The organism is Pedobacter steynii (assembly GCF_001721645.1).
Classification (GTDB): Bacteria; Bacteroidota; Bacteroidia; order Sphingobacteriales; family Sphingobacteriaceae; genus Pedobacter; species Pedobacter steynii_A.
The window spans coordinates 2,131,465-2,152,639 of record NZ_CP017141.1 but is presented as its reverse complement, the minus strand read 5'-3'; the positions used below and the strand labels follow the sequence as shown (position 1 = coordinate 2,152,639).

General features: G+C 41.2%; 18 protein-coding genes and 1 tRNA gene. 8 read left to right on the top strand and 11 right to left on the bottom strand.

The window, feature by feature from the left end; translation table 11 throughout:
• Window positions 1-58 precede the first annotated feature (58 nt).
• Both BFS30_RS08880 and BFS30_RS08875 read left to right on the top strand, forming a co-directional pair.
• Entirely contained in the window at window positions 59-550 is a 492-nt protein-coding gene (locus BFS30_RS08880) for a BON domain-containing protein (RefSeq protein ID WP_083251997.1), read from the top strand.
• 18 nt (window positions 551-568) lie between these two features.
• Window positions 569-991, top strand: a complete 423-nt coding sequence (locus BFS30_RS08875; protein ID WP_069378955.1) for an SH3 domain-containing protein — start codon at window positions 569-571, stop codon at window positions 989-991.
• Between the two features lie 180 nt (window positions 992-1,171).
• Here BFS30_RS08875 and BFS30_RS08870 read toward each other — a convergent pair whose 3' ends face one another.
• From BFS30_RS08870 to BFS30_RS08840, 7 genes are all read right to left on the bottom strand, one after another.
• Complete coding sequence (locus BFS30_RS08870; RefSeq protein WP_069378954.1) at window positions 1,172-1,900, bottom strand: acyl-CoA desaturase; 729 nt, start codon at window positions 1,898-1,900, stop codon at window positions 1,172-1,174.
• Between the two features lie 116 nt (window positions 1,901-2,016).
• Window positions 2,017-2,514, bottom strand: coding sequence for a phosphoheptose isomerase (locus BFS30_RS08865; protein WP_069378953.1), 498 nt, complete (start codon window positions 2,512-2,514; stop codon window positions 2,017-2,019).
• Window positions 2,515-2,581: 67 nt separating this feature from the next.
• Complete coding sequence (locus tag BFS30_RS08860; protein WP_069378952.1) at window positions 2,582-3,169, bottom strand: hypothetical protein; 588 nt, start codon at window positions 3,167-3,169, stop codon at window positions 2,582-2,584.
• Window positions 3,170-3,247: 78 nt separating this feature from the next.
• Window positions 3,248-4,204 (bottom strand): bifunctional helix-turn-helix transcriptional regulator/GNAT family N-acetyltransferase, encoded by a 957-nt coding sequence (locus BFS30_RS08855; RefSeq protein ID WP_069378951.1) that lies wholly within the window; start codon window positions 4,202-4,204, stop codon window positions 3,248-3,250.
• Between the two features lie 407 nt (window positions 4,205-4,611).
• Window positions 4,612-4,974, bottom strand: a complete 363-nt coding sequence (locus BFS30_RS08850) for a response regulator transcription factor (protein ID WP_069378950.1) — start codon at window positions 4,972-4,974, stop codon at window positions 4,612-4,614.
• Window positions 4,975-5,084: 110 nt separating this feature from the next.
• Window positions 5,085-6,275, bottom strand: a complete 1,191-nt coding sequence (locus BFS30_RS08845) for a PAS domain S-box protein (protein ID WP_069378949.1) — start codon at window positions 6,273-6,275, stop codon at window positions 5,085-5,087.
• 11 nt (window positions 6,276-6,286) lie between these two features.
• Window positions 6,287-6,508, bottom strand: coding sequence for a helix-turn-helix domain-containing protein (locus tag BFS30_RS08840; protein ID WP_069378948.1), 222 nt, complete (start codon window positions 6,506-6,508; stop codon window positions 6,287-6,289).
• A 138-nt stretch (window positions 6,509-6,646) separates the two neighbouring features.
• On the opposite strand from BFS30_RS08840, the gene BFS30_RS08835 reads away from it, so the two are divergent.
• From BFS30_RS08835 to BFS30_RS08825, 3 genes are read left to right on the top strand one after another with little or no spacing between them, the layout of a single operon-like run.
• On the top strand, window positions 6,647-7,312 hold the full coding sequence (locus BFS30_RS08835) for a hypothetical protein (RefSeq protein WP_069378947.1): 666 nt from the start codon (window positions 6,647-6,649) through the stop codon (window positions 7,310-7,312).
• A 16-nt stretch (window positions 7,313-7,328) separates the two neighbouring features.
• On the top strand, window positions 7,329-8,072 hold the full coding sequence (locus BFS30_RS08830) for a hypothetical protein (protein WP_069378946.1): 744 nt from the start codon (window positions 7,329-7,331) through the stop codon (window positions 8,070-8,072).
• A 16-nt stretch (window positions 8,073-8,088) separates the two neighbouring features.
• Entirely contained in the window at window positions 8,089-8,448 is a 360-nt protein-coding gene (locus BFS30_RS08825; protein ID WP_069378945.1) for a hypothetical protein, read from the top strand.
• 60 nt (window positions 8,449-8,508) lie between these two features.
• Here BFS30_RS08825 and BFS30_RS08820 read toward each other — a convergent pair whose 3' ends face one another.
• From BFS30_RS08820 to BFS30_RS08810, 3 genes are all read right to left on the bottom strand, one after another.
• Window positions 8,509-9,825: an alpha/beta fold hydrolase gene (locus BFS30_RS08820; RefSeq protein WP_069382357.1), complete on the bottom strand. Its 1,317-nt coding sequence runs from the start codon at window positions 9,823-9,825 to the stop codon at window positions 8,509-8,511.
• Window positions 9,826-9,979: 154 nt separating this feature from the next.
• Complete coding sequence (locus BFS30_RS08815; protein WP_069378944.1) at window positions 9,980-11,692, bottom strand: RagB/SusD family nutrient uptake outer membrane protein; 1,713 nt, start codon at window positions 11,690-11,692, stop codon at window positions 9,980-9,982.
• 17 nt (window positions 11,693-11,709) lie between these two features.
• On the bottom strand, window positions 11,710-14,943 hold the full coding sequence (locus tag BFS30_RS08810) for a SusC/RagA family TonB-linked outer membrane protein (RefSeq protein ID WP_069378943.1): 3,234 nt from the start codon (window positions 14,941-14,943) through the stop codon (window positions 11,710-11,712).
• A 589-nt stretch (window positions 14,944-15,532) separates the two neighbouring features.
• On the opposite strand from BFS30_RS08810, the gene BFS30_RS08805 reads away from it, so the two are divergent.
• Genes BFS30_RS08805 through BFS30_RS08795 form a run of 3 tightly spaced genes read left to right on the top strand, consistent with a single transcriptional unit; the run spans window position 15,533 to window position 20,886 of the window.
• On the top strand, window positions 15,533-18,019 hold the full coding sequence (locus BFS30_RS08805) for a tetratricopeptide repeat protein (protein ID WP_069378942.1): 2,487 nt from the start codon (window positions 15,533-15,535) through the stop codon (window positions 18,017-18,019).
• Window position 18,020: 1 nt separating this feature from the next.
• Window positions 18,021-19,805, top strand: a complete 1,785-nt coding sequence (locus tag BFS30_RS08800) for an HSP90 family protein (RefSeq protein ID WP_069378941.1) — start codon at window positions 18,021-18,023, stop codon at window positions 19,803-19,805.
• 7 nt (window positions 19,806-19,812) lie between these two features.
• Entirely contained in the window at window positions 19,813-20,886 is a 1,074-nt protein-coding gene (locus BFS30_RS08795; RefSeq protein WP_069378940.1) for a hypothetical protein, read from the top strand.
• Between the two features lie 144 nt (window positions 20,887-21,030).
• On the opposite strand, the gene BFS30_RS08790 is transcribed toward BFS30_RS08795, so the two are convergent.
• Window positions 21,031-21,104, bottom strand: a tRNA-Ala gene (locus BFS30_RS08790).
• Between the last annotated feature and the right edge of the window lie 71 nt (window positions 21,105-21,175).

Sequence of the window (21,175 nt, the reverse complement as noted above, 5' to 3'; positions counted from 1 at the left end):
CCTCAGACGTTAAGTATTTTCTATATCTTGTATATAGTTAAAAACAAAATCTATCAAAATGAAAAACTTAATGAGCAAAATGATGGCTCTTGTAATGATTGTAGCCTTTATGGGTGCTACAGTTACCGGATGCAAAAACAAACCGAAAGATGCAGACCTGAAAACTGCTGTTGAAACAGCAATACAGGCAAATCCAAAGCTGACGGCTTCTGGTGTAACTGTTGAAAAGGGAGTGGCTACACTTTCCGGACAGGTTCCTGATGAAGCGACCAAAGAAGAATTAGGCAAGGCTGCAGCGGCGGTTCCCGGAGTAACCTCTGTGGTCAACAACCTGACTATCGCAGTTGCCAATGTTGAAATTGCTGCAGACAGCCCATTAGCTATTGCAGTAAAAGATGCAACAAAAGATTTCCCAACCGTAACTGCAACCGTTGCAGATGGTGTAGTGACTTTAAAAGGAGAACTCCAAAAAGCCAATCTACAAAAACTGATGATCGCATTAAATGCTTTGAAACCTAAAAAGGTAGACAATCAATTGGTTATTAAATAATTCAGGAGGAACATAAAGATGGCTTTACAAGAAAAATATAAAGAACTAATAGACGCTGCAACTGCTGCCGGCGTAAATGAATTAAATGTACGTGAGCAAGATGGTGTCTTATACATCGATGGTGCTTCAAGTGGTGCAGTAAAACAACAACTCTGGGATACCTATGAACGCCTTGATCCCAATTATGCTTCGGGTGATGTGGTGATGAACATCAACAGCGTAGCTGGAGTAGTTGAGGGCAGCAAACTTAAAGTAACCACCAACAGCTCAAACCTGAACATCCGTAAAGGCCCAAGCACCAATGATGATATTGTTGGAAAAGCAGCCAGACATGAAGTGGTTACCCTGGTGGGCAAGGAAAACGATCAATGGTGGTTAATCAAAACTGACCAGGGAGAACAAGGATATTCCTTTACTCAATACCTGACTCCCGTTGAATAAGGCATAAGTCAAGCCTAAAAAAAAGAAAAAAGAAAAAAATAAAGAAGGAAAAGATCCCACTGTTTACGATAGCTGGATTCTGCTCCGGATAAAAACTGCTTCCTCAGAGAAGGCATAGAAAATTTTGCCCCCTTCAGGGCAAAAGATTTCAGCCTTCGAAGAGTGATGCAGTTTTTTCTTTTACACCTTTCTTATCCTAATAATGCGCAACCAATGCATCACCCTCATCACCGGATAAGTAGGATCAAACTCAAACCACCTCGACGCGAAATTTGGATTATTCGGCTTTTTATGATGATTATTCTGAAACAACTCTCCCAGCATCAGAAAGTCCAATGGTAAAGAATTCTTGCTATGGTCATCGTTATCGTGATTTGAATATCCATATTTATGCCCGCACCAGTTCACAATGGCACCATGAATAGGGCCCATTAAAAAGTGAATTGGCAACAATAAGAACATCCACCATGCGGTAGCAAATGTCACATAAAACCATACATAGAAACTGATGAATACCATCCTGGTGATCCAGGAATCCCCGATTCTATCGATAATTGGCCATGAGGGGTATTTATCTCTGAATTGTTCTTCAGGCTCTACATTATACTTTGAGTAATTGAGATAAATATTTTTTGTTTTAATCATCATTCCCCAAACGTCTTTTACAAAATGCGGAGAATGCGGATCTTTTTCTGTGTCACTGAAAGCGTGGTGCATCCGATGTAAAATGGCATATGCCCTTGGATTTAAAAAAGAGGAACCCTGAGACAAGAAAGTAATGGCATAGAAAAATTTCTCCCAAAAACCATTCATTTTGAACATTTTATGAGATGCATAACGATGCAAAAAGAAAGTTTGTGAAAATAGAGAGAGGAACCAATGTAAAAGAAAGAAAACTAGAATAATCATATTTGTTTGTATACGTACGGCTATTAGATTGCTACGGATGTTTGGGCTGCAAAAATAACAAAAAAAATCCCGTAAAAGTTTTACTTATACGGGATTATATCATAGATTATTTCGAATTATCTGCCGAAGTCGTCCTGTACCCTTACGATATCACTTTCATCGGATGGGTTTGTTGGATCAGTATGCTGCCAGATTTCAGAAACGATTCCCCAATCATCCAGACCAATCAGACGGTGTCTTTCACCTTGTTTTAACCTGATCGTTTGTGCCGGAGCCAGTTGCTGAACATCACCTTGTTCATCTGTTTCACTTGTACTTACGCCTACTGTACCATTTACCACTCTCCATATTTCTGCACGACGGTGGTGATACTGCCACGAAAGGCGTGTTTTAGGGGCTACAATCAATATTTTAGGGCTTAATTTACCTGATATCTTTAGTTCATCAACATTTAATCCATCAAAATAAACATTGGCAAACTGCTGCGCCTGGTCTTCATCGATAACAAAAAAACCTCCCCATGGGCGGGTTTCGTCGCGGTTAACCACATTAAATCCTTCAATTTTTAAGCGCTGAGCTACGCCATCGAATATTTCTTTTTTCTGATCTGACATTTCTTTTAGGTATTTTACTTGCCAAATATAATAATATCACTGTAAAAAGGAACGCTACACCAACGCATTAAGATAAGCGGCTAATTTCCAACAGATCTTCATTCAGCTCAATCATCAGGTCATAAAGTAATGCTACGTTCTTATCGTCAGCATGCAGCTTCTGGTCCAGAATCTCATAATACCGATCATGAAACTCATCATAGGTCTCATCAGGAACATCAATTACCATCAGCTCAAGCTGACAGCTGGTATGGTATAACATCTGCGCCATGGAAAGATAAACCGAAGGCAGGCTATCCACCAAATCAGTGTAAGTCTGACTTCCCCAGTCCATAAGATAACAATAGTAATTATCCGAGGCCAGCAGGTTATATTCTTCGTTTCCAAAGATCTCCATCTCATCCATGTTATTGATCATGAAATAGGTACTTAAACATTGAAGCGCCTTATCTACGGAAGTCAGCAGCAGCTTAACCACTTCATCATCTACTGTTCTGAGCAGTTCATAATCATAGTCGGAATTAGAATCTGCATCCACTAAGCCCTTAAGATCTGAAAGCTCCTTTTCGTAAGCAAGAAGAAAACCATTTTTACAAAATTCATTGATCGCAAAGCTCAACACATGCGGTACTATCCCTTTAATTGAATCTTCCAAAATTCCCCCTTTCGAATATTAAGTGGATAAAGCTAAAAAATCTTAACTCATAACAAAATAGAAAAGAGAAGTAATTCATCAACTATTGAATACCAATTCCATCTGGATATTACAACGGGCATATGGGGTCGACCGTCCCACAACTTTTTTGAAGCCTAGTTTATGATATAGGTTGATCGCAGGTTTTAACAAAGTATTGCTCTCCAGGTACAGCTTTGATGCACCGAGTTTCTTTGCTTCAGCCACGATTGCCTGACCGAGCAGCCAGCCTATGCTTTTCCCCTGTACATCAGGAGAAACAGCCATCTTAGCCATTTCATATTGATAATCCGGATCGTTCATTTTTATCAAAGCGCATACGCCGACAGCCTGATCATTGTAGAGGGCCACAAAGATTTTCCCGCCTTTATCAAGAATGTATGATTTCGGATTGTCCAGTGCTTTGCTGTCAGCTGCTTCTATTTCAAAGTAAGTGGAGATCCATTGTTCGTTCAGTGCTTTAAACGCTTCCTGATATTGATCCTGATACTCGACAATCTGCACGTTTTTACTTTCTCTCAATTTGCACTGCTCCTGCACCCTTTTCAGCAAAGATTTCTGATCCAGCAGGTATTCCCATTCGGCCAATGCTTCCCAAAGATTGTGACGGGCTTCTGAAATGACACTTTCTATTGCAGCATCAACATCTACACACTGCTCGTTAAGTCGTTCGGCGATAGATTTACCCTTTCTGGATAGAGCGATCACATTGCGACGCTTATCTACAGATTTCTGGTTTTCTTTTACCAGTCCGGCCGCAATCATTTCTTTGACAATCTTACTGACCGAAGGCTGCGAATGACCGATTTCAACGGCAATTTCCGTAATGGTTTTTTCTTCGCCCTCTGCCAGCACAAAGAATACAGGGAACCACTTCGGTGTAAAGTTAATCTGATACCACTCATAAATTCTGGCAGCATCGTCCGTAATCCTTGCAGTAAATAAACGTAGGCGGCTTCCCAAAGCCATCTTACCTGTTTTTTCGAATAATTCCATATCTTAACTAATTACATAATCAGTTATGTAAATGTAAGCATAGTATTTTAAATTACAAATCTTTTGAGAGAAATTCAGAACCACATTATCCATATGGGCTAAAAAAAATCTTCCTATGATAAATAGATTTTACCACGACATATAAGTCCCCAATTGTCATAGTAATGTTTAATTTCAATTCATTGAAACTTTCTTATAATGAAGTCCGTTATAGTCATAGTTTGTTTGGTTTAGGTTGGTCTGTGGTGGGCCAACCATCAATTAACAGGGATACCTCTCCAAGGTTTATCCCTGTTTCCTTTTTATACCTGTCTGTAAAACTACCCGCAAAAAAAAGCCATTCCTGAATTCACAGCTAATGAGGCTGTTTGCTCAGAAATGGCTTGATTAACAGACTAGAAAACAGGTTATTTTTCCAGCAGCTTTCTAATTCTTTTAACAATATAATCGATATCAAATGGTTTGCTGATATAATCATCAGCACCTGCGGTAATACTCAGCTCTTTATTCTGATCATTTGCGGACATCACAATAATCGGAATATGTTTGGTAAAAAGGTCTGTTTTTAAATCCTTACAGATTTCAGCACCATCTCCATCAGGTAACATGACATCCAAAATGAATAAATCAGGCACGGAATCTTTTAATTTATCTTTTAGTTCAGCAAAAGTAGACGAAAGCTGCAATTCATAACCTTCATCTTTAAGTAAAACACCAATAATATATCTGATATCTTCATCATCTTCAAGTACATGTATTCTTTTGATCATTTTCAATTGTTTTTAAGTGGAACCCAGGCTTTGTACTAGCAACAATTTTGCCACAGATTGTAAAATGGAGTGTAATTGCTACGATAATCTTATTAAGAAAAAAAATAAGATTAGTTTTTCAAGTCAACATTCTTTGTAGAATCGTTTATCTTGGTGATGATTTCATCCAGCTCAGCTGCCGAGCGTTCCAGCATCTCCAGTAGAGAAAGATCGGTCTGATTACGTTCCGCATCTGCTTTCATCAAATCCAGGATACCGGAAATGTTACTTACTGGTCTACGGAGTTCATGCGAGTTATTCCAGGCAATATCTTTAAGCATCTGGTTTTTAAGCAGCAGGCGTTGTTCATAATTTTTCCGGACAGTGATATCCCTTAATGCGCCCACCATTTTTTCTGCCTGTCCGTTTTTGTCCAATAAAATAAACGCCTGATTGGAAACATATTTATAAGTTCCGTCCGCACATTGCAACTGGTATTCGCATCGCCAGGAATTGCTGAGCTGCGCCAGTGATTCCTCCATACTCTGCTCAACCCTCTCTCTGTCTTCCGGATGAATTTTACTCAGAATCCATTCTCTGGTATCTCCCCGAAGCGCTTCTTCATAACCAAATATCTCCGTAAAGCCGTTCATCCAATGCAGCTTATCCGTATGAGGGCAATATTCCCAGATCACATCATTCGTTACACTCGTAACCGTTTCATATACGTCCAGCAATTCTTTTATCCTTTCTTCAGCCTTCACATATACTTCGATATCAATAGCGATGACGGTAAAAGCGGGTTGCCCCTGATAAACCGTGTGATGATGAGAAATCAGCATATGAAAAACTTCTCCATTTTTCTTTTGATGAAGCCATACTCCTGTTGCCCGGCCTTCAGGCTGTTCTGAACCCAGGTATTCTTTGAGTTTCTCCTGTTCTTCTGGCGGGCGCAAATCAAGCGCTGTCATATCCAACAATTCTTTTCTGCTATAGCCGTATTTCCTGACCATAATTTCATTGACTTCCAGCAAGCGGTAGGTCGACCGATCCAGCACATAAATAGCCGCAATGGACCCCTCAAAAAGCTGTTTATAGCTTTTCTCCATGCTGGAAAGGTTTCTGCGATACATTTCTATCAGGAAGAACAAGATCACACCCGAAACGATCAGAAAAATAATATTCTTATAATCGTACAGAAAACTCATGTCTTCTCCAGGCGTATCCTTATCCAGTCTTTCGATCCAGTGACTGCCCAGATTTAACCAGATTACACCCAGGGTAATGTAAACAAGAATAATAAGGGCTGAATTTTTACGCATGTTAATCCCGTTTAACTTCCTGTTATCAATGTCAGGTCGCGATACATCTCCTCCAGCATCTCCCCCGGTTTCACGTTGATCGCCAGCGCGATCAAATAAAGTTCTTCTGCCCTGAGTTTTGATGTTTCCGTTAAGGTGAGCTCATTCATTCTCGCCCGCGTAAGCCCTGTTCTTCTGGCTACTTCCGCCTTATTTACCGAACGCTGTCCTAAATAATATCCCAGCTTAGTCATAGAAAAGTATAGATTTTTTTAACATTGATATAGATAAATATATAACAGACTAAGATAATCTATACTATCATTGGTTAAATTGCCATATTATCTATACGTTTGTATAGATAACACATACAATAAGTCCTGTAAATTCCAATGAAAGAAGAAAATAAGAAATCGGCAAGCATGATTTTCAGCGCCCGGATGTCCTCTTTAAATGTGGCCATGCTCTATAGTTTTATGCTGAAGAGGATTGCCAAAGGTTATTCCACCAGTGAGATTTCCTTTTTAATGGGTTATACCACAGATTTTATCAAACAAAAAGAAGAGTTGAAAAGTATCGGCTTCTCCTTTGAAGACATTCATTGCTTCAAGCAGGCAATGGAAGAGCAGTCTTTAAGAGCTTTTGCCCCCGGCTATGAAAATCAAAATTATACCGCAGACTACCTCCTGATCAAGCAGGTTGAAGGCCCCGGTATCCATATTAAAATGCTCCGCATAGCAGAGGACCAATCCGAAACTTTAATGTTTCAGCTGCTGGAGGAAAATCCCGCCTACGCCAGGCATCAAACCATTAACCAGGAAAATGCTGCCCTGGCAAGAGCCATCATGAAAGTGCTTTTTGAGGGCCGCCTATTTTATACTCCGCAAATGCCATTGACCATCTATCAGCGCTGCAGGAGTGCCGTGGGCAGTGAAAACATCGACCCTAAGCATGTGCAGGCGGCTCTTTCAGAGCTCAGCAACAAAAAAGATTTCCCCAGGCTCAAACGGATCAGATCAAAGGAATATGGCTGTATGTATGAGAAAGTATTTGAATAACCGTAAACACCCATATATGAAAAAAGAAGAACCTGAATTATTAACGATCCCACTGGAATTTAAAATTGCCTGCGCAACGTATCATTTACCGGTTGCAGAGGTATTACAACAGTTCATAGACCACATTTCCTTTTACGACTCCTTAAGTTATAAATCAAATGATTCCTACCGGTTTGCGACAAATACCCTGTTGAGCTACCCACAACCAACCGTTCAGGGAATGAATCCTGCATTCCGGAAGAGCAGGGAGGCCATTATAAAATACATCAGACAAATTGTACAAATGAGTGTGAAACCGGGAACAGTTGAACTTAAAAGAAGAAAATTATGCATTCCCATTATCAAAAAAATCTTCCAGCTCATGGAACGCGGCCATACTGCATCCGGAACCCTGCAGCTGGATGAAACAACAAGTCTTCAATTGGGCATGGACTTTTGTATTATGTGCGAAACCCACAACTGCCCTCCGCAGCACTATCTGCAACATTTTATGAATCAGATTTCATTACCGGAAACCCATGCACGGATCGGATTACATTGTGCATTGGAAAATCACGCCATGGCATTTTTCTACCGGACCATTACTAAATGTAATGCCCTGCTGTACTCTTCCGCTCAAAAAGCACTGCAGATTGAATTTATCGATAGCATTCAGGAACTGCACCTCCGGTTATTTATCGTTCGGGATTTGGAGAAACGCCGCGAAAAATACCACGAATTATACCAGGACTATTACCACAAACTCATACAGGCCTCTTAAAAACAGATTGAAAATTATGGACATTAATTTAAAAGTTAGTCTGCCTCAAGACTTTACTATCCTTTGCGATTTATTTCAGGTTAATCCTGAAACTATTATTCAAAACTTCATCAATAAAGTATCTTTCCCCTTTTATTACAGTCGGCCGGACGGAAATGAGCGTTGGGCCACACTTTTCTTCCTGAACGACATTACAGAAAACTATTCCAGTATCGAAGAGGAGTTTCCATTACATGAACCTTTTATGGACGCCCTGGCTGATGTGGTATTTAACCATTCCGGTACAGGACCTAAAAATGTGGAAAAAGCGGAAATTGCAGGTCGAAAAATAATGAAGAAATGGCATAAACATATCCTGGCCATAAGAAACAAATAACACACTGAAATCAGCCTGGATAACCTGCTCATCAGAAGATCAGGTTATCCGGCTACAGATTTACTTAGCTTTTATCCAGGTGGACAGGTCGTTAACGAGTGACTCAGAAACACTAACAGGTATTCCATACTGGGACATATTTCCCTTTTCCTTTTGAGGACTTAACAAATGGTTCAGATCGGGATACAGCTTGAAGCTTGCATTTTTCTTTTTCCCTAAAGCCTCATTCCAAAGCTGGTAATCCTGTTGGGACACCTGAAAATCAAATCCTCCCTGAACCACCATAATTCGTTGTTTGGTCAGCTTTTTCGCTGTTCCTACCTGATCATAAAGATTTAAATCAACCCAATAAGACGCAGGCAGACCTAACAGTATAGAATCCGGCTTCACCGTACCCAATTTGGTAATTCTGGTTTTTGCCGTTTCTTTCAGCGCCTCTTCCAGTTGTTTCTTCACCGCACCCGTGGTATCTTTTACCTGAGCGGCAGAATATTTATTTTGTTCATCAATCAGATCAGTTAATTTTCTCGCCGGGGCTGCTGCCAGGATAATCCCATGTACATCCGGTGCCAATGTAGCCAGTTTTGGGGCCAGCATACCACCCATGCTATGTCCGAATAAATAAATTTTCTTTTTGTCGGCTTCCGGAATTTGCTTCACCAATGCAATTGCTGCCAGTGCATCATCCATCACCTCTTCCTTAACCGTGAATGCCTTACTAAATTCACCTGCATATGCAAGTGTCCTTTTCACATACCTGATGCTGGCAATGCCCTTGGTGGCCAGGCCTGCTGCCAAATCTTTAAAGGGTTTATTTGGTCCTACGGTTTCATCCATATCACTTGGCCCTGAACCATGCAGAAAAATAACAATCGGAAAATTGGAGCCCTTAACCGGAGTGGTCAATAAACCAACCAGGTTATGTCCCGGGGTTTTAACATAAATCTCCTCTTCTCTATAGGCTGCAGTATCCGCATATGCCGGAACAACGTAGGCTTGCTGGTTAGATTTTTGTCTGGGAAACAAGCCCACTATTTTTTCACTTTTATTGAAGACCAGCAAAAAGCCCTGGGTTTCTTTTTCGAATTTCACATCTACAGAAACTGCAAAAAAATCTCCTTCCGTTTTACTTTGAAGGACATCCGTACTTACGACTTTTCCAAAGTTTGTACTCAGGCTTTTCCAGATCGTCCCCAGGTTATCCGGTGTAATTTTCGAATGGACGCTTTCATCAAAAAACGCATGGGCATCACTGAACTTCTCCTGCTCCATCAGTTTAAAAAAGTCGTCTGAACGGTTAAACAAGGACAATACGCTTTGCGAAAAACCTGTTATACTGAGGAACAGGACAAAAAATAATAAAATAGCTTTTTTCATGTAATGGTTATCGTAGTTATCGGTTATTAGGGTTGCTTCCTGACCAAAGTTAACATAATTTGATTTCCTTTCAGGGATTTCTAAAGTCCATAAAAAAAAGGGCCTTAAAGGCCCTTTCTCCATATGATATTTTTAAATTAACTGTACTCCGGATTTAGTTGTATCCCGGGTTTTGTTTCAGGATCCCCTGACTACGATCAATCTGATTTTGTGGGATTGGGAAATATTCATCCCGGTCTTCCATCACCACTGTTTTCAGGTAAGGAAAATAACCGCCTTCAAATTGGAAATAGCTATCCAGGGTTGTTTTAGCAATGCCCCATCTTACCAGGTCATAAAAACGATGACCTTCCAGCGCAAGCTCTACCCTACGCTCTGTACGCACTGCTTTCCGCGCATAACCCTGATCCGGAAACGAAGGGTAAGGACTAACCTTGTAAGCGGCTACAGCCGCTCCCTCTACCTGTTTAACTGGCAGCTTGGCAGCTCTGGCACGCACCTTATTTACCAGCGTCAATGCATTCGGCAAACTTCCGGCTTCCACTTCACATTCTGCGGCCATAAGGTACACATCTGCCAGGCGGATGATGTTCACATTCAGACCGGTAACATTCGTATTTCCAGGTCCCGTTCCGCTGGAAACCTGCGAAGCATCAATTACATTTTTATAGGCTACAAAAGGCCCTCCGTTTGAAGGTTCACGAATCCAGGAATCACCCTGCATCACTCCCCAATCATGAAAAGGAACCCCTCTTCTTCCCATAGTATAATCCATCCTTGGATCAACTCTCAGTGTTTTATCCAGCTGATAGGCTTTTTTCTCCGCATCAGTAAGGCCAAAATCAGATTTATAAGGATTCACCCTGTAGGTTTGATCCGGATAAGGTAAACCCGCTGCATCTACTTTAAAAGCATTAGCCAAATCGATAGAAGGCTGAAAGAAACCGCAACAGGTAATGGGTAAACCATTGCCATAAGGGAAATTCAGAATATCCCCGACATTCCCGTTATCACCACCGGTACCATCTGCACCAACAGAATGTTGAACAGCAAAGATCGCTTCAGGGCCATTCTCTTTAGTGATATCAAAGTTATTTGTGTAGGGTAAAGTTTCCAGATCCGGCCTGGAGGCAATCACTGCGTTCAGTAAAGGCAATGCATCCTGATATTTCTTTTGATACAAATAAACCTTTCCTAAATAGGCCTGTGCAACCACCTTGTTTATCCTGGTAATCGCATTGGTCGCATTTACAGGAGCCAGGTTATCCACTCCATATTTCAGGTCATTTATAATAGCCGGATAAACATCAGGCGTATTGTCTACGGCCGTTTCGGTTGTTGTCTCAGTGATCAGTGGTACATTTTTAAAAATTCTGACCAGGAAGAAATAGTAATGTGCGCGCAGCACTCTTGCCTCGGCCTGAATTTCCTTTGCCCTTGCATCCGGAAATTTCTTGTCTCCGCTTTGTACAAGGCTTAAAAATTTCAAGGTGTTATTACAACGCAAAATTCCTTCAAAGCAACGTGCCCATACATTTTCCAGGTTGTCATTGGTGCTCGTTGGCGAATGCCTTTCCAATAAATTCATATTGGGCTGATCTCCGTTATCACTTCCTTTATGTGCATTATCGGAGGTTACCTCTCCTAAAAGCCACTGACTTGGTGCAGCTCCGTAGTTGCCAAAAGTACCGTTCACATTTCCATTTAAAAGAGAATAGGCTCCCGTTAAAAACGCTTCTACTCCCTCCTGGGAGGTAGATTGTTCTCCGGTTAATTCTCCCTGGGGATTCTTTTCTAGAAAGGATTTACTACAGCCCATTACCGTAATCAGAAACAGGCTGAATATGATATAATTAATCTTTTTCATGTCTTCTTTTTTAATCGTTAAAAACCTACACTTAAACCTAATAGAAACTGACGCGGACTTGGATAAATCCCGCGGTCTACCCCAAGGGCAGAGAACGTCTCTGTTTCCTGGCTCACTTCAGGATCCAGTCCGGTGTAATTGGTCAGCGTAAAAAGATTGGTGGTACTTGCATAAATCCTTAGCTTACTGACCCCCCATTTCGGACCGAAAACCTTTTCCGTCGGAAGAGAATAACCAATCTGCAGGTTTTTCATACGTAAGAAACTTCCATCCTGAACATAATAACTGGAAGATGCATACTCCAGATCCGAGGCCCGGATATTTGCCGAAGGGGTTTTACTACCCGTATTTGTTGGGCTCCATGCATCCAGAAGCCTGGTACTCTTAGCTCCGTTAAAAGTAGAGAAATCTGTAAAATACCGGGTTGCCTCATAGAGATCTATCCCTTGTACCCCATTAAAAAACATGGAAATATCAAAGTTTTTATAAGAAGCATTGAAATTCAGAGAGTATAGAAAATCAGGATTGGGATTTCCAATGATTGTGCGGTCTCCGGGATCGATCTTATTATCGCCATTCACATCTCTGAATTTAAAACCGCCAACCCTGGCTCCGGTATAAGAAGCACTCTGGTTGATCTCTTCCGCATTCTGATAAATGCCCAGAATGTCATATCCATAGAAAGAGCCAAAAGGTTTACCTTCCTGTAGGATGCTTGTCTGCAAAGTACGGAATGTGCCATATGGCTGCTGGGTAATTCCCGGAGCAAGCTTCACAACTTTGTTCACGTTTTTCGAGAAGTTAACGCCAACATCAAATTTGAAGGCTTTGTCTTCACTTTTTCCATAGTGATAAACCAATGTCAGCTCCACCCCTTTATTGCTCATATCACCCACATTTACGAAAGGTGATGCGCCAAGACCTACTCCTGTAGAAGGCAAAGGAATGGGATACAGCATATCGCTGGTTTTTTTATTATACCAGTCAAATGAACCATCAATGCTCGAATTAAACAAGCTGAAATCCAGACCCACATTAATGGAGCTTAAAGACTCCCATTTAATGGACGGGTTTTGATAATTGTTCTGCCATAAACCTGGGGTAACGTTATTATTTCCGTCAAAACTATAGGCAGAATTGATAATCGAAGACTGGAACCTGTTGAGGTATTGAAAACCTGGAATTCTTTGATTTCCCGTTTCTCCATAACCTACACGAATTTTCAGATCCTGAATCCACTTCACCTTATCTTTGATGAAGCTCTCTTCAGACATCCTCCAGGCCACACTTGCTGCCGGGAAATTACCATATTTATTTTCAGGTCCGAAGTTAGAAGAACCGTCACGGCGAATGGTCACACTGGCCAGGTAACGGTCATCATAAGAATAATCAGCACGCCCAAAAAGGGAGAATAGGGATCCTACCGTACCGATACTCATATTGCTGATGTTTTTAGAGCCTCCGCCAAGGTAATAGTAGTTGGGATCCCCTAAAAGAAAGAATTCATTTCTTCCGGCATCCAGACGTCGTGTATTGGAACGGATGGCCTCTGTACCTGCCAGGAGGTTTAAGCGGTGTTTGTCCGCAAAAACTTTACTATAGGTCAGTGTATTTGTCCAGGTCCATTCAGTATTATAGCCCTGATATTCATTCAGGTTATTGGAATTATTACCTTCAGAGAATTCCAGATTGGGATAGCGCATGCTCACACCGTTAAAATTTTCATAACGCATCCCGAAGCTTGTTCTGGCAGTAAGGCCATCTACAACGTCCAGCTCTCCGAAAACATTCCCAAAGAAGAAATTGCTTTTATTTAAATTGTCTTTTGCACGGAAAAGAAAAGCCAAAGGATTCTCCGAATTGCCCAGCTGACTTCCACGGCTACCCGCAAAATTACCTTTGATATCATAAACAGGAATAATGGTATTCATCCGGTATGCCCAGCTAATGGCACTCCCTTCATCCTGATACTCGCCGGAAACATTTGGATTCACTCCAAAGCCAAAACCTTCAGAATAACTGTACTGCATATTTTCTCCGAATCGAAGTTTCTTATCCAGCGCAGTAAAGGTAGTATTTGCCCTGGCATTATATCTCTTGAAGCCAGTATATTCAATTGTTCCTTTTTGATTCAGGTGACCTACCGCAAAGCTATAGGTTGCATTTTCTCCACCTCCTGAGGCGCTGAGCTGATAATTTTGCACCGGTGCATTCCTGGTAATTTCGTCAAACCACTGTGTTCCCTCTTTATTAGCCCTTGTGATCTGATAAAAAGTTCCGGGATCACGACTGTAATTATATTTAGAAGGATCTGCATCCGCAGCAGTAATTTTTTGTCCTGCCACCTTTCCCGCTACAAGATAATCCGGCAGTGTTGGAGTAGCCCCGTTTCCATAATTATCTCCCGTTGCCGGCACTTCATTTGCATTTTTATAGGCTGAAAAAAGATACTCAGCATATTGCATGGGGTTCAACATTTTTGGAAAGGTTCCCTTTCTTGGCCGCTGGGTTCCATAATAAGTATCAAAAGTAATTTTCGGTGCGCCGAGTGTCCCTTTTTTAGTCGTAATGATCACCACGCCGTTGTTTGCCCTCGCTCCGTAAATGGAAGCAGAAGAAGCGTCTTTCAGCACCTGCATACTTTCAATATCGTTTTGATTGAACCAGCTTAGCTTGCCTTCATAAGGAACGCCATCGATTACATAGAGAGGGTCATTATTATTAATGGTAGTTACCCCACGGACCCGGATCTGTGGGGTAGATCCCGGTGCTCCATCATTTACAATCTGCACCCCCGGGGCTTTACCCTGCAGTGCTTCTACAGCACTTGCTGCGGGTTGCGATTTGAGCTGGGTAATGTTCACCACAGCAACGGATCCTGTTAAATCTTTTTTCCGCTGACTGGTATAACCGGTTACCACAATTTCGCTTAAGCTGTTGGCGTCCGGCTGGAGCACTGCCTCTATTGTGGTTTGTGTGCCCACCGTAATGTCTTTGGTTCCATACCCTACAAAAGAAATGGAAAGTACATCATTCGGTTTTGCCAGGATTGAGAAGCTACCGTTTGCATCGGTAGTGGTCCCGACCTTGGTGTTCCTGACTTTTACTGAAGCTCCGATAATGGGTAGTTTGTCATCACTGCTGGTCACTTTTCCAGTGATTTTAACTTGGGCGCTGACTCCAAAATAAATGAATAGACAGGCCAGCAAAAGGAGAGACCTCCTTTTGAGATTTGGGTTGATTTTTAACATAAGATATTTGGTTAGGATGAGAAAATTGGGGTTAGTTAGTTTTTATTACATAGCCTTGGGGTTTAAGAAGTAATTTGGTTAGTTTTAAGGTATCTGATATACAATATAGACATAGTGTAATTAATACACAAGTACTTAGCGTTTTTTTTTGCAGGAAAAATTTATAATAACCTAAATAATGGTCAGCACATACGCTATCAGGAAGCCAGCAACCTGAATGTATCTTTTTCTGTAACGATTTCAATTCCCTTTCCAATCCAGCAATTGTTATCGTCATATTTCTATTTTTTACTCCATCAACTCGTTTACAGTTTTCTCTCCTATATCCCTCTAAGCCTGAACGGATTACTCAATTCTCAGGTTGTTTAATCAAAAAAAATGTTTTCGGTTTTTTAAATATTATCGAATAAGATTTATTATTATTCTATAATGGACTAATTGTTGCTCAGATAACCTTTTGTCAGGATCCACAAAAAAGGATAAAGAACTTTTATCTTCCTAAGGGAAATATCCTTTAATGTTTATCCGTTTTGTAACACAAAGAAGCAATTCAGTATAAATATTGTTTTCATCGTAATCATATAAGAGAATGAGCCTTAAAACCACTTACACTACTTACCAACAACATGCACAACATAGCGGGCTTCCGATAACCCAAAGCCTGAATAAATTTACAAAAGACGATTTAAAAATTTCAGAATCCTGGCATCAGGCGCTCGCTCTTCTTGACCATGCAGTGCAGCTGCTTCCAGAAAACAGTCAGGATGTGTTTGGCCTTTATGAGCGCCTTTTTATGGATGGCCTGGATTTCAAAGCCAGCGTATACCTGGATGAAACCGATTATAACTTCCATTTGGAAACAGTCATATCCGTATTGGAAAGACTGGCACCGCATTATCCCCTCGCCTATTCTCAAATCGCTTTTCAATACCGTGAAGCCAGAGGAACACACGGAGATGCGGAAAAAATTGCCTGCTACCTGGATAAAGCCATTGAAAACAATGTAGAATTAGCAGTAGCTGTAAAAGGTTATCTTCTTTACTATGGAATAATTCTGGAGAAAGAGGAAGAAACAGGGCTTCGTCTACTAAACAGTTCAGATTCCATATGGAACAAGTTATATAGGGGCCACATTTCTTTAAATAAAGGAGAAACTGAAGGACTGCCTGCATTAATCGCCGAGTTGAAAGAGACCAGGGATCCCTTATTAAAGAAAAACGTATTGCTATTTGAAGGCAATTACCTGGACCATACCAACAATATTGATGCAGCAAAATCACTTTATCAGGAGCTTGTTGATCACTACGATGCAGATTTTGCCATGTTCCGACTGGGAACCATCATTTTCAGCCAGTCGGAAGATGAATCGGTAAAAGATCAGGCCTTTCAGTTATGGCAGGAGGCTTTTGAACGCGGAACAATAGAAGCGGCCAACCATTTAGGTTACCATTCTCTTCCTTCCGATGAGCAATCCTCATCTCTGGAGCAAGCCGTTTACTGGTTCAGGCTCGGACATTTATACAACAGCAGCTTTGCTTCTTATCGCTTAGCTTTACTTTACCTATATTCTCCAGAGGCCCTGGATGTAGAAAAAGGCATGTACTACCTCGATGAAGCGATCAGAAATAAATCTGTAGACGCTATGGTTGAAAAGGCCGAAATTCTCATTGAAGGTAGCCTTTCAGAAAAGAATGAACAGGAAGCAGCGATACTATTAAAAAGAGCAGCAGAAAAGAAACTACCTTATGCGCTGAACAGACTGGGTTATCTTTACGAGAATGGAATCGTAGCAACCAACAGTCCCGATCTTGCCAGAGCACTTTCCTATTACGAAGAAGCAGCAGAAATGAACTTCCCTACAGCCATAAACAATGCAGCCCGCTTCTATCGCTATGGAATACTTGGCGAACCGGATTACAAAAAAGCACAGGCTTATTTCGAAAAGGGTGTTGAGTTAAACTCTCCTTATTCTATGACTGAGCTTGGTTTCATGTATGAAGATGGTACAATAACACAGGACTATCAAGAGGCATTCAACCTGTTTAACCAGGCTGCAGAACTCGATTATCCATTTGCCATTCATACTGCCGGAACTTATCTGGAAAATGGTTATCATAACCAAAACCCTGATCCGGAAGCCGCTTTCCAGTATTACCTTAAAGGAGCAGAATTAGATTATGTAAACTGTCAGTTTGAAGTTGGTCGTTGCTATCGTTTTGGAAGCGGCGTAGCTGAAAATCCGGATAAGGCGATTCAGTACTATTTAACAGCAGCTGAAGGTGGCAGCCCTAAAGCAATGGTAGAACTGGGCTTATGTTACGAATATGAGTATGGGGTAGAATTTGATGCGCAAAAAGCATTTGATTACATGCAGCAGGCAGCAGATCTTGGTTATTATTACGGACAATACAAGCTTGGCTATTATTATATGCATGGTTTAATCAGCAAGGATTCAGAACAGGCGCTGTTATGGCTTGGAAAGGCTGCAGAGTCCGGATATCCTAATGCCAATCTTGAAATTGGCGATTATTATATGTATGATTACGACCAGATTGATCAGGCCGACAAAGCATTTGGTTATTATCAGAAAGCCCTGGAGCAGGAAGTTGTTAACGAAGGGTTGGGACTGTGTTATGAATATGGAATCGGTGTGGAAACCAATAACGCGGAAGCATTTAAGTATTATGAAATGGCCGCAAACAACAACTATATTGTTGCGATGTACCATACCGGCCGTTGTTACCTGAATGGTCTGGGTGTAAAAGAAAACCATGAAGAAGCATTCCGCTGGTTCAATGAGGCAGCACAAAGCGACAATGTATCCGCGCAATATTATACCGGATCTTTATTGCTGAACGGCAAAGGGGTTACGATGAATAAAGAGGAAGGAATTGAATGGCTCAACAAAGCCGCTGCAGAAGAACATGCAGTAGCTCAATTTGACCTTGGCAATTGCTACTTGATGGGAGACGGTGTGGAAGAAAATGAAGATACCGCCATGTACTGGTTTGAAAAAGCAGCAGACAACGGACACGAGAAGGCAATGAAATTAACAGGCAGAAAAAAAGGAAAATAATATGGATGACAGTCAGCAATACTTGTTTCAGGTAAATCTAAAGGGGATGATCTCCTTATTATCTGAACATCTGTATAGCAATCCGAACACGTTTGTGCGGGAGCTCCTCCAAAACGGAGTAGATGCCATCACTGCATTAAGGACGATGGATGAAAATCATGAGGGTGCGATCAGTATCTACTTACCTGACAGCAAACATTCAGCGCTCGTCTTTGAAGACAATGGCATTGGACTCAAAGAAGATGAAATTCATAAATTTCTTGCTGTAATTGGGGAAAGCTCTAAACGGGAAGCATTTGAAGCCAAAGATTATATCGGCAAATTCGGGATTGGCCTGTTGTCCTGTTTTGTGGTAAGTAATGAGATTATTGTAGAATCAAGATCCGCATTAAGCGAAACCGCAGTAAGATGGACTGGAAAATCAGATGGGACCTACCACATTACTAAGATCGAAGAAGAACGGCCAATTGGATCAAAGGTCATCCTTTACCCGAAAGACGAATTTAAATATTTATTTAAGCTGGAGGTTTTCCGTAAGAATCTGGAATATTATGGAGAGGCATTGCCGATGCCAATTTACCTCCATCATGAAGAAAGCAGCTATTGGATTAACGAATCAGGTGCACTTTGGCTGGAACCCTCGGCCAGCAAAGAGGAATTACTCGCCATTGGCAGAAAGGCTTTTAACACCGGATTTCTGGATGCTTTTCCTATTTCCACTTCAGATGGCGGAGTGAAAGGTGTAGCCTATATCCTTCCTTATAAAGCGCAATTCAGCGGAAAACAAACGCATAAGCTATTTTTGAAACGTATGTTTCTGAGCGATGATGATTGCCGGTTGCTCCCTAAATGGGCATTTTTCATTCGTTGTATCCTGAATGCAGATGGACTTGATGCCATCGCTTCCAGAGAAGCCCTGGTTTATAATGACGCTTTAAAAGGAGCTAAAAAAGAAATCGGAGAAACCATCAAGGCTTACCTGAAATCTATCGGACTGATTGACCGTTCCATTTATCAAAAACTGATCAGCACTCATTACCTTCACCTGAAAGCAATTGCTGCCGAAGACAATGAGTTATTGCAGGTTTTTATTGATGATCTTCCATTTGAAACCAATAAGGGAGTCCGGACTTTCAGAAATATAAGAGAACTGGAAAGCACTATTTTCTATACGCCAAACATTGACGATTTTAAACAGGTCCGCCGCATAGCAGGTGCCCAGGGAACCCTGATCATTAATGCCGCCTATACTTTTGAAGAAGAGCTGTTAAAAAAGATCCAGCGACTCGACCAGACGCTTAAGATCGAGCAGATCTCTCCGGGAAGCTTATTAAACAGCTTTCATGCCATTGATGTTTCTTCAGACCCGCAGCTGGCTGATTTCGAAATCCGTGCTACTGAAGTTTTGAAAAAGCTAAATTGCACCTGTAGCCTGAAAAGGTTTAGTCCGGAAGATACGCCCGCTATTTACGTTGCTCCACAGGAGGAGATCGGTAACAAGCAGACTGTTGTTTCTTCAAAAAATCCGCTTACCGCAACCCTTGGTGCTTTTGCACCTAAGAAGAAAGCCGTACTCCCTGTACTGTGTTTTAACGTAGACAATAAGCTGGTTAAAAGTATGCTCGGCCTGAAAGACCCCTATGTTTTTCCTTCGATCATTCATATTTTATATGTGCAATCCTTATTGCTCGGAAAGTATCCCGTAAGTGATACAGAAATGAATTTATTTAACGAGGCACTCCATAGCCTGATTATTATGGGAATGGAGAATTTTATCAACATTTAATTACACCATGAGGTATACATTAGAAGTACAAAAATTATTAAACCGTGCAAATCAGGAGAACATCCATCCCAAAGATGCAGGGAAGTTATTGATCCAGGCCATTCAAATTGCCGATGCGAACGAAGATGTGGAGCTGGGATACGAATTGCGGTCGGATTTAATGGATAAGGAATGGGGATTGTCAGACAGATCAGAATTTGTCAGTCTTTTTAGCTGGATGTTAAACGCTTACGATGCCGATCCGGAAAACTACGATGTGGAAGAGTTACTGTGGAAATACAAATGGATCATCAATGAGTTGTATTCAAATCCGGATGTATCCCTGGCACAGATAGAACAAGTCCTGGAAGATTATAAACGCAGGCTGGAAGAAAAAGGACTGGGCATCCGCTCCTACTACTCCAAGCAATTGAATGAGGCCTTATATCAACAGGATGCGGCAAAAAGCACCGTCTTTCTGGACCTGGTAAATGCACACTCCAGAGATGAACTAAGTGACTGCAGGGCTTGCGAAATGGATACAGAAGTAACTTACCTGATCAATGAAGGAAATTTTGGAAATGCGTACACCAAAGCGCTTCCGCTCATTCAGAAACAGTTTACCTGTGCCCACGTTCCGGTCATCACTTTCTGTCAGCTATGTTATATGGCCATTAAAAATAATGAGCCGGAAAAAGCTGCAGAGCTGTTTCAACAGGCAGAAGAAGGACTACAGGAATGTGAAGACGACAGCTCATTGATCACTTCGATCGGTTCTTTGATCGTTTATTTATTCTATACAGATAAAGATAAAGGCTGGCATTATATAGAAAAATATCTTCCATGGGCAGATTCTACAAAGACAAGTCGCAGGTTCTTCTTTTCTATGAATATGGCAGAAGCCTTAAAACAGGAAGACCAGGAAAAAGAGATAGTCATAGAATTACCGCATGATCATCCCCTATACAGTTCCTCAAACAGGTATATCGTAAAAGACTTATACGACTTTTATTACAATCAGGCCCAACAGTATGCCAGTGAGTTTGATCAGCGTAATCAGAACAATAACTTTTCCATTCAATTAGAAAAAGCGCTTAGTTAAGCGCTTTTTCATCCAACTTATCGAGGATAAACACAATTATGGTCATACCATATAATAACGTCTATCCGAAAAACTATTAAAATTCCGATTAGGTACTAATTTAAAAAAGCCTTTCAGTTTTCACTGAAAGGCTTTTTTAAAGGGTGGAGAATAGCGGAGTCGAACCGCTGACCTCTTGCCTGCCAGGCAAGCGCTCTAGCCAGCTGAGCTAATCCCCCTTGTGGCTAGTGGGTGGCAAAAATAGCAATTTGTTTGTGGAATGCAAATAAATATTGAAATAGGCTTTTTT